This is a genomic window from Hominiventricola filiformis (genome assembly GCF_020686965.1).
Taxonomy (GTDB): domain Bacteria; phylum Bacillota; class Clostridia; order Lachnospirales; family Lachnospiraceae; genus Hominiventricola; species Hominiventricola filiformis.
In genome coordinates, this window is record NZ_JAJEPS010000001.1 from 243,124 (window position 1) to 259,111 (window position 15,988).

Genomic DNA, 15,988 nt, shown 5'->3' on the forward strand with positions numbered 1-15,988 from the left:
AATTTTAACTCGTTTTATGTGTGATGCAAATAGCATTTTATCTTTAAAAATCAACAAAATTCAATTTTGCAAATTACCAAAAATCATGCTAAAACTCGATATTTAGTAACAAATTAGAAACACGATTTAGATAGATTCCAAACCTGCTTTCCAAGTATTCTTTCCTACCACACCATCTTCTTTGAGTCCAAGCTTTTTCTGCAGTACCTTCGTATCAGCTAACGTGCCCTTTCCGAAGATGCCATCAATTTCGGTCCCCGTATATCCAAGAATGACTTGCCAAACCTTAACCGCTTTTCCTCTGCTTCCAATACCAATTGTATTCATGTTATACTCCTCTCCTTTTCCTGCTACTGTACGCGGATTACCGGAAACCACTGTCACAATATGCGCTTTGGTTTTTGTTACCAGTACATCTCCATTGTAGACTGGAGTCTTACTCAAAGATACAAATGCAATTGGCTCCATGAATAACCCTGTAGCTGTTAGCTTATCTTTTGCATCCGCAGTTGTAAAGTTGCCTGGGTCTACCTTGGCAGCCTCTTTTACGGCCTGTCTGACGAGGCTGCTGCAATCGCATTCCGTGGGAACCTGTGTATCGATTCCGGCAGACAGAATGCCGAACCGGTTCCCCTGATCGTACCCAACGTTCTTGTTATTGCAAGCAGCTTTCATACGCTCAGCCATCTTGTTTGCATGCTCAACACTCTTTGGCCGCAGAATATTCCACCCGTACTTATGTACGTAGAATGGCTGCATGCTCACTTCACCTTTAGTGTCGTATGTACCGGAGATCTGTTTCTGATCTCCAGCCTTACCACCGGATGCTTTCCCGCGCTCATCAATTCTTGCTGAGCCAATTATAATTGCCATTTTTCATACCTCCAATAATCTGTTCGATAGCCTGAATAACCTTATCATATCCAATCATTGCACACAGCCAGCCAAAAAATACAAGTGCAATCAGAATAGCAAGCATCTGAGCATTCAATGTCGCATTAACCAGAATCAGATATATTGCCCATACGAAGATAGAAATTACAATTGCTACCCCTCCTGCCAGAATGTTGGAATAGTACTTCTTTCCAAGCTCTGTCAGTGCTTTTTTCAGTCCCTCTGTTGCCAGAGATGTACAGATGCTTACCATCAACAGCAGCATCAGAAAAATATCAAGTGTCATCTTCTTCTCCTTCCTTTCCAGCAGCGCGATCTTCCAGCTCATATTGCCGATCCTGCTGCTTATCCTTTGTTGTTTTGATCCATCCCATGACTCCGCATTCTCCGCCGCACACACCAAATACACAGGTACACAACGTATCTGGGATTCCCCCTGTTCTGTAATACATCCATAGCAGCAATGATATGAATATAAGAAGGAACACCGCGATCACAATCAGAATGACGTCCATGGTCCGGATCCGTTTCTTTTCTGCCTCATCCATCAGATCTCACCTCACAATCCCAGCAGATTCTTTGCATACGCTGTCGCAATGGCCGAAGCAAGGCCTAGAAGAAATGTTACTCCATACCCAGCCCATCTCTTCCAGTTCTCTTCCCGAAGCCCTTCCAGCTTCTCCAGTCGCTCTCCCTGCTGTTCCTGCTCTTTAAGCATGGATTCCATGTTGCATGCGAGTTTCTGCACTGCTGAGGCAAGCGTATTGAACTGCTCTACTGACTTTTCAAGAAGATCAATCCTTCGATTTTGCCGGTGATCTTCTTCCTCGATCCTCCGGCTGAATTCCTCATGTTCCTCTCTGGTAATAGGATCACCCATGGTCTTTCCTCCTTTCCAATGGCACATCAAAAAAGCCATTCATACGATCCCGACCTGATGGTCAGAAGCATGTGAATGACTTCATTCATAATATGAGGATATTGTTAAAATTAATGAGCAAATGACGTCTTTTGAGTCAACCAAGAACGATATTGTCGACAGCGATCTTGGTAAAGCAGTAGGAATGTCGACGGATACTACTTGGACAAATATTGTGGCTAAAATTAAAGCAATTGCTACAATTATAACCGGAAAACAGTCTGTTACTACAACTGGTAAATATGGAATTGATACGACATATGGAGCATGGGTGTATATTCCCACTCCTGGATATTACTCCATTGATCATTGCCTGAACGTTCCGTGGGACACTCTTAAATCAAGTTTGGGAACGGCAACAGCCGCAGATGTATATACAGGAAAGACATTCACATCTCAAAACGGAACTAAAGTAACTGGCACTATGCCTGGCTTTACTGAGGGTGGACATAGTTCTGCATTAGAAGGTAAATGGGGTATCAATACATCAAGCGGTGTATGGATGTATATTCCTAAAGACGGCTGGTATTCTAATAAATATTGGCTGCAGGTTCCCTGGGGTACGCTTAAAAATTTTCTGGGAAATGCTGATGTATCCAGAGTTTTGAGCGGATATACCTTCACTTCTCAGAATGGCATCAAGCTCACTGGAACTTATAAATACGGAGTCCAGGTTACGTCAATGACTGTTACATCGGATGCAAGTACCACACCTTTCTATGAAGGAGACGGAACTACTACTGTAAACTACAACTGGTTTTACATTCCTTTGTCATCTATAGGGAATCACATGCTGTGTGGTTTGCGTTACAACAAACACGGAGTTTCAAGTGGAGGATGGGAATATGCCGTGGTTAATCCCGGAATGATTGTTTCCTTGATAAACACAGGATATTTTATTGATCTAACCAAAAATCAAACCGATGTAAAAACCAGTTCAAAACCATGGTTTCCATGCTGGGAACCGAATACCAAATATGATGTGACTGTATATTACGTAAATATGTAATTAGATATACCAGATTTCGACGGTCGCTTTATATCCTCCAAATCTGGATGGAAAATAAAAATATCTATCAGTGTTCCAGGATGGATGAGTCTTAGCTAGAGCGATCGGCCCGTCTGCGGTGCAATAACCGTCACCGCTCATCATGTTTACTTCATTGCCAATTGTTATTTTTGCTGAAAGAATTTTATGAGAAAAATTCAAATCCCAAGAAGTAAAATACCGTGGTTCTGGATTATTATTTGTTGCGTTTTTAAATGTGTACTCATTATTGCTCGTGGTTAAAGTAGTTTTTGCATATTTAACAGCTGATTGGATTGGAACTCTGATACAGCTCTGGTTCCAATCCCACATACCCCAGTATCCAATTGCTGGGACAACTTCAATATTGCCATTACTAATACGGTAACAGCTTTTACTCTGATCTGCTGTACTGGTCGTGGCTGTTTGGATGGATTTCGACCAGTTTTTCATAGTACCGGTTGCTTTCAGTCCTGCAGTAGACGTGAATGTTGCACCAGACAATACCTGAGCGGCTGTGGCACTACCAAAATTACTCTTAGGAGTACGGATCTCCGGAGACCATGAACCATTTGCAGGGCCATAGTATCCTACAGGAATTTTGTTCAGTGCAATGTAGTCTGTACCCTGTCCAACGTCTCCGGCATACTGATTTGTTCCACGATTTGCAATACCATTAATTACATTAACGATATTTGCCCATGTACTGGATGATGTGAGACCGATTGCTTTACCAAGTCCGCTGCTCACTATATCAGACTTGGTTCCGTCAAAAGACGAGATTTTCCCTGAAAGCGTAGAGATATCCTCATTTTACGAACCAGCCAGCAACCACCGCCTTTTTCTTCTTCAAAATTGTTCTCCCCATGACAAAAGCACCTGACTCTGCCAGGTGTAAAATTTTCATATGAATCACCAGCTCTATGATGCCAGGTACATCTTATGCTCTGCTTTCACTTTCGACTTGTCTGATGAGAAATAGACCATTGTTGTATTGGCATCTGCATGTCCGGCCATCACCTGTGCATCCTGCAATGGCATGCCCCTGTTGGCTGCATTGGTAATTGCTGTCCTGCGGTACCTGTGAGGATGAACCTTTTCAATCCCTGTCTGAATTCCAATCCGCCGCAGCAAAGCTTCCACTCCGTCCTTGCTGAGACGGTTATGAGGTTCTGAATAACTGACAAACAGCGCCGGATTACTATCTGTACGATCTTCCAGATATCTCTGCAGGTGATATGCTGCAGAGGCATTCAAATACACAGGCCTCTCCTTGCCGCCCTTTCCATGAACTATACATTCGCCTCCCACCCAGTCAATATCCTGCCGGTTAAGCGCCGTCATCTCGCTGACACGGGCGGCGGTGCTGTACAAGAAATCCAGGATAGCCAGATCACGCTCATGCTGGCATGCGCAGCGAAGTTTCTCCCTTTCCTCATCCGTAAACGGCTTTTTGATCACACTGTCGTACTTGATCGGCTCGATCAGCTCTACCGGATTCTCCCGGATATACCGTTTCCGCCGTAGCCAAGAGAAAAAGGACCCGAATACTGCACGCTTGTAATTCAGGTATCGGTTGCTCAACTTCCGAGAATACTTCTGTCTGGCCAAATGCTCCATAATATCGGACTCCGTGATTTCCCAAACTGGCTTCCGGAGATCATCCAACAGGATCCGGAGGTGAAGCTGATACTGTTTCACCGTCTCCTGGGATTTCCCAGACATAAGAAATGCCTGGAGAAATCTCCGGACGTACTCCCAGTTATCAATCACCTCCGTGGACAACTCCGTTTTCTCCCGCTCCACCACAAAACCTTCCAGTGAAATGACCAGTGCCATTCTCAATTCCTGCATCTGCTTCTCATCCAGCGTTCCCATCATCCGCTGCATTACCCTGTCAATCAGCTCCATCTTCATTCCTTGTACCTCCTCTGATATGGTATCTTCATCATATCAAAGGTGCCAGCTTCCCATACACGATATGAGGATATTACTACATTGTCTGGCAAATTGATCAAAACTGTAGGTGCGGCAAACCGTCCGGTTTACTTTAAAGATGGAGTTCCAAGTCAGTGTAGCTGTACCGTTGATAAGTCAGTTCCAAGCAATGCGGTTTTTACAGATCGCACCGCATCAATTATCACCAAAAAGTTTTATAAAGGTAAGGTTACTATTGGAGATCACGGAACAACAGATATACCTTTAGCAACACCTTCGGGATATACTTATGCGGGAATTCTTGATGCATGGCCTATAGGAACGGTGGCATCTCTGTACCTTGACCGAGACGGAAGTACCTCCTCCAAGGCAAAAGTATGGAGTCCAAATAGTGGAAGCGTAACTTTTTCAAACATTGGAGTAGAGGTTCAGTATTACAAAAATTCGTAATATTTTATAAATACAATTCGATGTATTTGTATTCGATTTTGTAAGTTCCTGACGTAATACTATTTCCGTTAAGATCTTTTACAACTATGATGTATCCTTTTGCATCACTATTGTAATGTATTCTGCATTCACAGTTTGTGCTAGGTCCCGAAACCACATAAGCAGATAAAAGAATTCTATCACCAGTTTGGAGTTTGGGATTAACCCAGTTAGGTGTCGATGTTGTAATTGTACCTTTCTTTATCAGTGACTTGTCCAATTTGGTATTCAGCTTCGTATTCATCTCAGATTCGGTGTAATACCGATCATCATGGTCACCACTGCTTTTATGAGTAGTAATATCCTCATTTAGCTTACTGATCGCAGTATCATAGGAACTCAGATCAATCTTCGGTCCTTCCAACGGCTCAATGGTATAAAAATACCCGGTACTGGAATCAGCTGTGGTTAATACTCCACTGATCCACCAGTCCGGGACATCTTTTTCAACTATGTACAGGTTATCTCCGATATTCAGAAGACCTGCATTCGCAGAATTTTTCAACCACGTTTTCATGTCATCTGTGGTTGCAAATACCTTTCCCTGCTTCCTGCCATTGGCAATCGCTCTGACATCATCCAGCTGCTTCTGGAGAGTTCCCTTTGTACTCACATCAACGTCACCGGTAAGAATTTTAACCAGCGAAAATACCTTTTCCCACACACGATTCAAGCCGCTTCCTGCCAGAAATTTTTCAAGATCATTGTTTGCCATTTTCATATCTCCTTCCTTTTTATTGCACACAGTACTATCCGGAGCTGTCCGCTCCGGAATTTGTCATTTTATTTTGCTACGTTATTTAGTTGTAATTACTTCATCAGCTCCTGCTGCTTATGCCGGCATGGTGCAGATCGCATCGATCTCATCATTGCTCAGGAACTGGATATCAGCTTTCATTACGAAATCGCTGAAATCGTAGGTTCCTGCCATAACGTCCCAGCCGTTCTCGGTGTAGACAACGTTGGAACCAGCCTTGCACTCTTTACCAGCACCTTCAACGAAAGCTTCAGTAGTGGTGAAGTCATCAGTGATGTTGTATACATCACCGGCAACCATGCCCTGAGACGGCAGGCTCGCAAATGCGATAGATCCTTTGATCTTATACACACCTGCTACTGCTGCATCTACAGCTTTCTTGATCGCAGCATCAGCTGCTGTTTTGGTATATGCATCACCGATGCCATAACCTTCAAGAGTAGATGCCTTGTCCGCTTTCGCACCAAGAGAAGTGGTTACCTCTTCTTTGGTAAATGCGTCGGTGATACCATAGCCGGCAAGAGTGTCAGCTTTATCAGCTTTTCCGTCAAGGTCGGCCTGCATACCGTCAACTTTCTTTTTGTCAGCTGGAGACATCAGTCCAGCTTTTTCCTGAGTTGCCTCACCCGGTTTGTTTTTGATGAAGGCATCACCTTCGGTAGCGTCCCAGTCTGCCTGCACGTTTACCTGTGCACCTTCCGCGATGCCACCCAGCTTCGTTTTCTCAGCAGTGGTGTAGTCGTTGCTGGACAGTCCTTTGCCTGCTTCCTTCGGTACAAAATATTTTTTGACGTTTGCCCATAACTGAGCTAAACCGGTTCCGTCAAGATGTTTATTGCTTAATGCCATAATAATTTTCTCCTCTCATATCAGTGGAGCAGACAGATCCGGATAGTACTGTGTTGTATTTTTACTGTATTGCTTCTGCTACTTCGTCCTTATTCATGGCTGTCGGACTGTCAGATGATTCTCCGTTCCATGGGTAAGCTATGGATTCATTCACTTCAACAGCTGTCATAGCATCCGTGCTTGCAGTTGACTCTCCGTTCCATGGGTAGGCAATTGACTCTGCGATATCTTCTGAAGACATCGAACTGTCCTCCGGAACCTCTGCCGAGAATACTTTTTTGTAGCTCTCTACAATTCCATCAAGAGAAATCAATGCTTCAAAGGCCTGCCTGAGCTGGTCGAAATCTTCCTGTAATGCGTAGATTCCCTGAGCAGATACAATCTGAACACAGGATGTATTGCACACTTCTGTATAGAACTCCATCAGGATTGTAGCTGCATGCAAGCCGTTGTAAGCCGGCATATAATCCCACTGTTCATTTACTGCCACAGCGACAGCATATAAGATCTCTCCTTCATCCGGATCCTGAGCATAGATTCCAATTTCTTTGACATAATACCCACGGGCCAGCTGCAGATAGTCAGTCATATTGGAAATTACAAATTTCAGATAAACTGTATTCTCATTCACTACCAATACTTCATTGATTGGCATTTCCTGTACTTTACTTTTAAGCTCTGTCAGTCCGGCAAGTGATTCTCCGTCTGCATAGGTTCCATCTCCTGCAGCCGCTTTTGTAAATTTGATCGCGGCCTGTCCTGCCTGAGCTTTTGCTATCAGATTCAGTCCTTTTTGAGTAAGGACTGATGCACCAAATGCGGCCATTTATATCACCTCCCGTATAATTGTTTTCGTATACGGAATGACTACTGAACCAATGTATTCTGTTCCGTTTACTTTTCGCTGTGCTTCATAACTGTTATCGATCACGATTTTGGGAACCGACACAGTGCCTGCAGCTGCATATACTTTTCCACTGACATTCCGATGGACTTCGATTGTGCGAAGCCATGACCTGGTATTTTTCACCCGCCGGATCATCACCGAAAACTTTTCCAGCATTTCCGGAGTCATTAATGTATCTATGATGACTTTGAAGTAATAGGGCTTATCTCCATACTCCCACCATTCCTGTACCTCACCGCTGCCAAATACAATTGATACCAGCTCCTCCACTGCTGCCGGAGTTCCGGCACTCATGTACCAGATCATGGTGTTCTTTACCAGTTTTCTTTTTGCATCCAGTGAAAGATCTGCATCATAGTACTGAGTATTCAGTTCTGCTGCCAGCAGGTCCAGAACCGGCTCTGACACAAGATCAATGGCTGCATATACACTGATATAAGAACAATGCTCCAGAAGCCTCTGTGTGGCTCTCTGCAACGCATATCCAAGTGCCTGTGTTTTCTCTTTTTCATCCAGGACTGCAGGAAGGATGTTGACTATATTGCTGTCATAGAACTTAATCATCTTCTATCCCTCCGTACATGGCATTTACAGTTCCGGCCATCGCAATGGTACTGTTATTTAATACGGTGTATACCGGACTCCTGACATCAACCCTTTTAGCTCCAGCTTCCATGATCTTCTGAATCAAATAAGACGGGTTAATATCCCGTCCTATCTTCTCGGTCTGCCATGAGTTATAAACCTCTATGGCAGTATTAACGGCAGCCTGAATGGTCCCGGCTGCCGTCTTCTGGCTGTTTGCTATATAGTAGGTGAAATCAATGTCATATTCCTTTTTCTCAGGTGCACGTATTGTTACATGATCTGTCAGCGGTCTTATTTTTCGATCATTCAGATGCTCTGAAACTTTTTGCAACAATGCCTCTTCTGGAAGTTTTCCTCCATCGCAGATCACATAGACAACGACTTCTCCCGGTGACGGTGTCTGAACAACGACATCACTGATGGAAGTATCTGACTCTTTAGCGAAATATTCATATGCTCCATCAGGACCGGCAGTGGAATATGTATCCGGCACACTGTATATGCGATCCCGCAAGCTGTCATCATCTTCGATGTCTGCTCCTCCATATGTTGTTACAGTATTAGTTACGGTAACAACATATGGCAATGTGTTTACAACAACATTCAATTCGCCCGGTGCAAAATCATTTCCCTGAACTCCTGTCTGTGTACAGGTGGCTGATACTGTTACCTGTTTCTCACCAGCTTTAATTTCTGCATATTCATCTGTTGCAAAGAACAGATCATTGCCGTTTGTGACTCTGCATCCAGCTAGAATCGCCACAGCAAACGGGTATTCTGTCTCAATAGAAAACTGTAACACCGTAGATGCAGCTGCTGCCTGACGTCGGCTGATTCCTCTTAATGCAGCCAAATTATCCAGATAATCACCTGATGCATATTTCAGAAAGCTCATCTTCCCGGCATAATCCGCATACTGCATTGCCTGATAGATCTGCATTGTACAGGCATACATAATTAACCGGTACGGATCCGCCTGTCCAAGAGAGATATCTTTTCCTGTAAGTTCTTTATATTTTTCCTGATAATCAGCAATCATCTGATTCATGGTCTCTTCGACGGTAGCATCATCAATAAAGCTGATATCAGGGAAATTTTCTGTAACTATACTCATCCCTGCTCCTCCGATTTTCTGAAATGTATGATAGGAATAAGCAATCCTTCCATGTTTCCTTTAAAGTCGATGGATTCTACGTTTACCCGTGGTTCATAGGTTTCCACCTTTTCCATGATTTCCAGCGACAACATGTTTTTTGCAATCTCGTATGGATACCCTACAATCTTTTCAATATCAATTCCGATATCCCGGTTAAGTGCCTGTGTTCCGGATATGATAGAGAGCAGTGTTTCCAAGCACAGCTTTATCTCCTGAAATTCATCCATCGTAAAACCGCCGGAATCCAAGTCGATATAATATTCCATTGGAACCTCCTATACATACTCTCTCAGCGTTACACTTACCTTTGCTGATACCAGATCACCATCACGAATAATGTTATCCCATGTTTCGCTGGTGCTTGTGATTCTCCATTTCTTTTTGCCAACCTTCTGACCACCAATCACAAAGGTGAAGTACTCTCCCTTTTCAACGGCTTTATGGATCCTCTCCAGTGTCTTTCTCGGACGTACTCCGTGCATTGTCGATAAGAAGATGCTCATTGACACTTCCTGCAAATCTGCTCCAAGGAATTCTGCCTCTGCTTTGCCTCCTATCACCTGATGCTCAGCCCAGCGCCCAGTAACCTTCCTGCTCATTCCAGAAAAAGTGAGTACCTTATTGCTGCTCACTTCAAATATGATAAAACTTCCCAGATTTCCTACAAGTGCCATGTAATTTCTCCTATATCGTGTGCGGCAATCCCAAACGATCTTCCACACGTTCCAAACGTTTCATCAGATCTTCCACTGTAATTTCTCCGTAGGAACATTTCAAAGTAATGTCATCTGCCTCAACAGACACACTCTGTGCTTTCAGCACACACTCTGCATCAAGCGTCAACTCTGCATCGGCTGATACCAGCTTTACCGGATTGGATTCTGACTCAATAGATATTTCTGCCTTTGCAAGCAATGAAATCGAAGATTCTGCATTAAACGTAATCTGTGCTGCCTGCAACTGGTAATGCCCACCTGCGCATACCAGATAGGCTCCGTCAAAGTCCTTCCGGTACCCGGAATTGGCTTTTGGCTGACTCCCGCCACCGTAGAACGTTCCAAATACAAATCCTTTACTGGAACCATTATCCATATGAACTGTAAGAACCCGGTCACCGATCTTCGGCATAGAGTACTCATTGTTCATGGACAGCATCGGCAATGGCAATGAAGAACTTCTGCTGTCTTCATATGCCACTTTCACCCGACCTTCCGTTGAATTTACACTGGTAACTCTTCCAATCCTTACTGACATATCATCCTCCTGCCGGAATCCATAATTTTTCGCCTGGCCAGATCCAATGTCCATTACTGGAACTACTCTTTCCATGTTCTTTAGCTGTATTTTCGATGGTATCCGTATTGGCATTATAGATAACAGAATACTTTGAACCGCTGCCATAATACTTTTTAGCAAGCGCCCACAGGGTATCACCGGACACAACGATATACCACTGTCCATCACCTCCAGAAGCTGCCACCGGGGCGGTTACTCTGATAGGTTTCTGAACTTTATGCAAAGTAAGCTGCATCGTATACCCGCTGGATCCGATGCTGTGTTTCACTTTGTCGATGAAGTATTTCCCATTGATTTCCTGCAGTCCGGTAATCGTCACACACGACGTGGCAATGATACGAGGATTGGCGCGGATGGTAAGGCTCAGTGTTTCGATCTTCCGGTTTGCTTCATTGGCCTTTGCGGCAGCCTGAAGTTCCGCATCATACTGGCTATTTGCCTGCACATTGATGCTATACATCCGGCCTTCTTCACCCATGCTCACATTGATGCTGTCTTCAATATCCGGATTCGTATAGTTCAGATCAACACCGGTATAGGTGCCTTCGATTGTCTGGTTATACTCCCATTTGAGCATATCCGCTTCATCGATGGTCAGTGCTGATCCTTTTTCCTCATACCTCGTAAAATCGTAGATAACGATCTTATGGTTATACACCTTCATTCCAAGACCGTACTTTGCAGCAAGCCCGTACAGGAACGCACTGTCCGTCTGTTTACTCTGTTCCAGCTCTTCAATCTGAATATCATCAGCCTCATACACCAAAGCCACACAGGCGGCATCTGCGATCCTCGCAGCGATATCTCTGACGGTGGTTTTCTCCCACGTATTCGTTCGCGGCAAGGATTTAAAGTCATCCATAGCCGGCACACTCACTGCTGATAACACACAGCTTAACGGCCGTCCCGAAAACGAGATATCATCCATGATGAAATTGCCGCAATTAAAAACCTCTTCTGAAGATTTTCTGTTCCAGTTTTTCAGATTGATCTTTACCCCAAAGGCTGCACCCCTCTGAGGTTTGTATTTCCCAATCCAGTGTTTATCAATATCATGCATCGATACTGACACACTGTCTGATTCTCCATTAGATACATCCGTATATGATAATGACTCCGCTGTCTTGGCAATGATTGATCCAAGCTTCGGATTCGGGGTACCAATAATCTGCACACCTGACTGGTTACCGCCTGAGCCTGCTACAGGAATTACGAGCTGCTCTCCCGGCCAGATCCAGTGTCCATGGTCTGAAGAACCTTTCCCATGGCTTTTCGCTGTGGATTCAATGATCTCTTTGTTGGCATCGTATATAATCGTATACTTTGCTCCGGAACCATAATACTTTTTAGCAAGCGCCCACAGCGTGTCTCCTGATCTGACCGTATAGCTACCGGCGCCTGATGAGCTGATTCCGCTCCCGGAACTTGCTCCGCCCCCAAGCTGCCTTTTAATCGTTCCATCATAATCAACTGTCAAACTTACCTGTCTTGGAATTGCCATTATCGTCTCCAATCCGGAAGAAAATCATCATCGTTATCCGGCTTATCCTGTATTTCCAGCAGCAAACCTTCGGGAAATATAAAATAGTCCAGATATTTCTGATTGTTTCCCATTAAAAAAGAGGTGTACAGTTCGTCGCCGTATACCTCTTTTGCTACGATATCCCAGGTATCCCCGGATTTCGTTTTATATACCTTTGCCATGGTTCCTCCTATCCAAAGGCCACACGGCCATGGTTTTTCAGATACTTATCCATCATACTCTCAAACTCATCCTGGGATATTTTCAGAGCATCGGTCAGATCTTCTTTACTCGGCGCGGAACCGTAGAACTGGAGAACCGGGCTGTATTCTATGGTAGGAGAACTTCCTCCATCCAATGATGCAGAATCAAGCTTACTTTCCATTCCCAGAAGCTTTCCTGTTCTCTCCCATAAGGAAATTGCATTCTTACTTCCATCAATCGGAATCGCCATCTCCGGGCTGTTCTCTGCAAACCATGTGAGCTCCGGTGATGTCGCAAGTCCTCCATCAGCTCTGTGATTGATATACCTATCAAGCTGCTCTCCGCTGCGGAATGCATTGACATTGATATCTGATGAAGAAATACCGGCATCCTTGCTCTTAATGCCATTGGCAACCAGATCATAATATACCGGGATCGTGATATCCACACCCTCACCAAGTCCTGTTTTTATGGACTCCAGAATGTAATCAACATTCTCCTGAATGTCGGCCATCACACCATCATTGGTCATGGCATCTATGATCTCTTCCGGAATTGTAGAACCGGCTTCCTGTGCCAAAGCAATGACCGTGGCATATTCTTCACTATCGCTGAGATCGTGTCCGATCAGCTCCCAAAGCGCGCCCTGATTGCCTGATACAGCCCCGATAGAATAGATGTTGTTAATCGCATCCGTGATCTCATCCGGAATTGTTTCTCCGGCCTGCTGGTACTCTGCTGCCACATCTTTCAGCTGCTGCAACTGAGTCTGCATGGAATCATAAAAATCTCCCAGCGCAAGACTATCAGATTTACTGATATTAAATCCCGACTGTACATTCTGAAGAACTGTCTGCAAACCCTGCTGCCAATCCTGTGGATTGTTATATCCTTTCTGCATCAGCGAATCAATTTCATCACTAATGTTCTGATTCATAGCAGCAATGTTGTTTGTGAGGACATTTTTGTATGCGCCCATAACAGTGTCTACCTGGAAGGATGCGCTTCGTACATTCAGATCTGCAAGGTTCTGCAGGTAATCCTTCTGTGCCAGATTCATTCCGTTCTGGAAATCTTCATCTGACAAAGCTCCCGATGCATGAGAAGCTGACAATGCAGCATAACTCTTCTTATAACTGTCCGTATATGCCTGCTTTGCTGTCTCAATCTCATCAGAAATCTTTTCCTGCAGATCAAGGAAAGAATCCGCAGTCAATCCGGAGCCACTGGTATAATCCATCTGTAATACCGAAAGAGCTGCATCGAACTGTCCTGTGGCCAGATTCTTCTGAACCTCTGCCATCTTCGCCTGTAGGTCTGAAATCTGTGTGATCTCTGATGCATCCAAAATATTATCAGAGAAAGCTTCATTGACAGCATCACTCAGGCTCTGTCCCAGGGAAGTCATCTCATCATAGGAATTCTGATAGAACTGATTTACCTTTGCAGCAATGTCCGTGCCTTCCTCTGAATCTCCAAGTGACACAGCCAGATTCAAAGATACCGCATATTGTGACTGCTGCACGTACTCTTTGGCAGCCTGGACATATTCGTCTACCGCTGTCTTATAAGAATCCTGCTCATCCGGTGTCAGCTCCATTCCAATAGACACCATCCAGTTCATCTTATTAAGATCTGCAACAGCATTTTCAATGGTTCCAGATATCTCACTCAGACCGTCAAACTCATCCAGCGCCTTTTTCACATTGGTAAGACTCTCTGAATTAACAATGTATTCAGCTGCTGCCTGAATGTCCTTCATGGACAGCGCAACATTTCCAAAATGTTTTTCAAGGCTGCTGTTGATCAGATCTTTTTCGTGAATCTTATACGCGGTAACTGCTCCAGTCAAAGCGCTGATCGCAGCCACCATACCAAGCACAGCCAATGTCGGCCCGCTCATTGCCGTAAGCCCCAGCAATGCATTGGTGAGATGTACGATAGTGGAGGATATCTTATAAGTAATCAGTGCTGTTCCTACACCGGTAATCAGTCCGATCACTGTATCTTTATTATCAGCACACCACTCGCCCGCCGCTCTAAGGACTCCCAGCAAAGAAGTCAATGGTTTAGAATATTTCTTCACATTTCGCTGCAGTGTTGGCATTTCTGTGTTGATGTCCCTGATCCATTTAGTTACACCATTGGAGCTTCCCATAAAGTTAGTGAGTCCGGTAACCTTCTGTATAATCAGGTCAATCGCATCGACATACGGTTCTCTCAGCTCATCATAAGCAACGATTCCCAGCTCCTGAAATGCATTCTTCATCAGCTGCACTTTGCTCTCAGCCGTCTCATAACGCTTCCCAGCCTCCGTTGCTAGCGCTGTGTTCTCTGCCCATGCATTGTTTCCGACTTCTACCGCACGGTCCAGCACCTCATGTGCATTTGCCAGTGCAAGAATCGTATTGGATAACCGGATCTCTTTCAGATCCATATCATTCAATATAGCAATTGCGGATTTTCCGTTTCGCTTGGTATCGTTTAATCCACCTACAAAGGCAGACAGTGCTTTTACAGCATCTTCTTTGAACAGTTCCTTGAACTGTTTCTCCGTCATATTTGCTACAGAAGCATAATCACTCAGCCCGCTGCCAAGCTCTGTCGCAAGCTGCATCTTCTTCAACAACTTGGACATTGTGGAACCACCAGATTCCGCATAGATACCAACGGAGCTCATTGCCGTAGATAAGGACACAACCTGAGCTTCTGTCAGCCCAACCTGCTTTGCAGCAGATGCAAGCCTTAATGACATTTCAGTTATGTCATCTTCTGTAGTAGCAAATTTATTGCCCAAATCAACGATGGTAGATCCCAAACGCTCCCAGTTGCTGACTCCCGATTTATCAAAATCAGCCATCTGCATGATATTAGCAAATTTCGCAAGTCTGGTAGCTGCATCTTCCGCACTCAGGTTCGTAGATACATCCATGTTGATCATGGTTTCTGTGAAATCTGTCAGGCTATCCGTTGCAATGCCCAGCTGACCGGCAATCTCCATGACTTTCGCAATATCTGATGCACTGGAAGGGATCACTCTGGTCATATCAAGGATATCCTGACGTAACTTTGCATACTGTGCATCCGTCGCATCAACCGTCTTTTTTACTCCAGCGAATGAACTTTCAAATTCAGATCCATATTTAATTGAAGCTGCTGTCGCTGCAGTAATCGCAATGGTAGCTGCTTCTGCTGCCATTACTGTTGTGTCGAAACAAGCCTTTCCTGCTTTCATGATTTTACTGTAACCTTTATCAAGTTTCGTAAAATCCTGATCCATCGTCTTCATAGTAGATCTGAAAGAGTTAAGCTGTACTTTGGCTGATGCCAGAGACATTCCGAATGTCTTATCAAGTATTCCGGCGATTCTTATTGCCAGCTTGTATTCTTTTCCGTTCGTCGACAATCTCTGACACCTCCTGTATCAGCTCCAGTAATTCTA

Annotated in this window: 19 protein-coding genes; 2 read left to right on the top strand and 17 right to left on the bottom strand. The window is 44.4% G+C overall.

Going from position 1 to position 15,988, the window contains the following annotated elements:
• Positions 1-126 precede the first annotated feature (126 nt).
• From LKD36_RS01130 to LKD36_RS01145, 4 genes are read right to left on the bottom strand one after another with little or no spacing between them, the layout of a single operon-like run.
• Complete coding sequence (locus tag LKD36_RS01130) at positions 127-873, bottom strand: peptidoglycan-binding domain-containing protein (RefSeq protein ID WP_308458331.1); 747 nt, start codon at positions 871-873, stop codon at positions 127-129.
• Positions 842-1,222, bottom strand: coding sequence for an aminopeptidase (locus tag LKD36_RS01135; protein ID WP_308458332.1), 381 nt, complete (start codon positions 1,220-1,222; stop codon positions 842-844). Before LKD36_RS01135 ends, LKD36_RS01130 begins: the two co-directional genes overlap by 32 nt.
• Entirely contained in the window at positions 1,170-1,442 is a 273-nt protein-coding gene (locus LKD36_RS01140) for a hypothetical protein (protein ID WP_308458333.1), read from the bottom strand. Before LKD36_RS01140 ends, LKD36_RS01135 begins: the two co-directional genes overlap by 53 nt.
• An 11-nt stretch (positions 1,443-1,453) precedes the next feature.
• Positions 1,454-1,774: a hypothetical protein gene (locus LKD36_RS01145; protein ID WP_308458334.1), complete on the bottom strand. Its 321-nt coding sequence runs from the start codon at positions 1,772-1,774 to the stop codon at positions 1,454-1,456.
• A 121-nt stretch (positions 1,775-1,895) separates the two neighbouring features.
• Between LKD36_RS01145 and LKD36_RS01150 the strand changes: the two genes are divergently transcribed.
• On the top strand, positions 1,896-2,822 hold the full coding sequence (locus tag LKD36_RS01150; protein ID WP_308458335.1) for a hypothetical protein: 927 nt from the start codon (positions 1,896-1,898) through the stop codon (positions 2,820-2,822).
• Here the strand turns inward: LKD36_RS01150 and LKD36_RS01155 are convergent, their stop codons facing one another.
• Positions 2,823-3,590, bottom strand: coding sequence for a hypothetical protein (locus tag LKD36_RS01155; protein WP_308458336.1), 768 nt, complete (start codon positions 3,588-3,590; stop codon positions 2,823-2,825).
• A 171-nt stretch (positions 3,591-3,761) separates the two neighbouring features.
• Entirely contained in the window at positions 3,762-4,757 is a 996-nt protein-coding gene (locus tag LKD36_RS01160; RefSeq protein ID WP_308458337.1) for a tyrosine-type recombinase/integrase, read from the bottom strand.
• Positions 4,758-4,838: 81 nt separating this feature from the next.
• Here LKD36_RS01160 and LKD36_RS01165 point away from each other — a divergent pair, with 81 nt between their 5' ends.
• A complete protein-coding gene (locus LKD36_RS01165) occupies positions 4,839-5,228 on the top strand; it encodes a hypothetical protein (RefSeq protein WP_308458338.1) in 390 nt (129 codons plus the stop codon).
• A 4-nt stretch (positions 5,229-5,232) separates the two neighbouring features.
• On the opposite strand, the gene LKD36_RS01170 is transcribed toward LKD36_RS01165, so the two are convergent.
• The 11 genes from LKD36_RS01170 to LKD36_RS01220 all read right to left on the bottom strand — a co-directional run bounded on the left by LKD36_RS01170 (position 5,233) and on the right by LKD36_RS01220 (position 15,952).
• Positions 5,233-5,982, bottom strand: a complete 750-nt coding sequence (locus LKD36_RS01170; RefSeq protein WP_308458339.1) for a hypothetical protein — start codon at positions 5,980-5,982, stop codon at positions 5,233-5,235.
• 117 nt (positions 5,983-6,099) lie between these two features.
• A complete protein-coding gene (locus tag LKD36_RS01175) occupies positions 6,100-6,873 on the bottom strand; it encodes a hypothetical protein (RefSeq protein WP_308458340.1) in 774 nt (257 codons plus the stop codon).
• Between the two features lie 61 nt (positions 6,874-6,934).
• On the bottom strand, positions 6,935-7,699 hold the full coding sequence (locus tag LKD36_RS01180) for a phage tail-collar fiber domain-containing protein (RefSeq protein WP_308458341.1): 765 nt from the start codon (positions 7,697-7,699) through the stop codon (positions 6,935-6,937).
• Positions 7,700-8,344, bottom strand: coding sequence for a phage tail protein (locus tag LKD36_RS01185; RefSeq protein WP_308458342.1), 645 nt, complete (start codon positions 8,342-8,344; stop codon positions 7,700-7,702).
• Positions 8,337-9,482, bottom strand: coding sequence for a baseplate assembly protein (locus tag LKD36_RS01190; protein WP_308458343.1), 1,146 nt, complete (start codon positions 9,480-9,482; stop codon positions 8,337-8,339). Before LKD36_RS01190 ends, LKD36_RS01185 begins: the two co-directional genes overlap by 8 nt.
• Positions 9,479-9,790 (bottom strand): hypothetical protein, encoded by a 312-nt coding sequence (locus LKD36_RS01195; RefSeq protein WP_308458344.1) that lies wholly within the window; start codon positions 9,788-9,790, stop codon positions 9,479-9,481. Before LKD36_RS01195 ends, LKD36_RS01190 begins: the two co-directional genes overlap by 4 nt.
• A gap of 9 nt (positions 9,791-9,799) precedes the next feature.
• Positions 9,800-10,198, bottom strand: a complete 399-nt coding sequence (locus LKD36_RS01200) for a phage tail protein (RefSeq protein ID WP_308458345.1) — start codon at positions 10,196-10,198, stop codon at positions 9,800-9,802.
• 10 nt (positions 10,199-10,208) lie between these two features.
• Entirely contained in the window at positions 10,209-10,778 is a 570-nt protein-coding gene (locus tag LKD36_RS01205; protein WP_308458346.1) for a hypothetical protein, read from the bottom strand.
• 1 nt (position 10,779) lies between these two features.
• The gene (locus LKD36_RS01210; RefSeq protein WP_308458347.1) at positions 10,780-12,321 is read right to left on the bottom strand and encodes a LysM peptidoglycan-binding domain-containing protein; all 1,542 of its coding nucleotides are present in this window, start codon (positions 12,319-12,321) and stop codon (positions 10,780-10,782) included.
• Complete coding sequence (locus LKD36_RS01215; protein WP_308458348.1) at positions 12,321-12,524, bottom strand: tail protein X; 204 nt, start codon at positions 12,522-12,524, stop codon at positions 12,321-12,323. The genes LKD36_RS01210 and LKD36_RS01215 overlap by 1 nt, the downstream gene beginning before the upstream one ends.
• Positions 12,525-12,532: 8 nt before the next feature.
• Positions 12,533-15,952, bottom strand: a complete 3,420-nt coding sequence (locus LKD36_RS01220; RefSeq protein WP_308458349.1) for a phage tail tape measure protein — start codon at positions 15,950-15,952, stop codon at positions 12,533-12,535.
• Positions 15,953-15,988 lie beyond the last annotated feature (36 nt).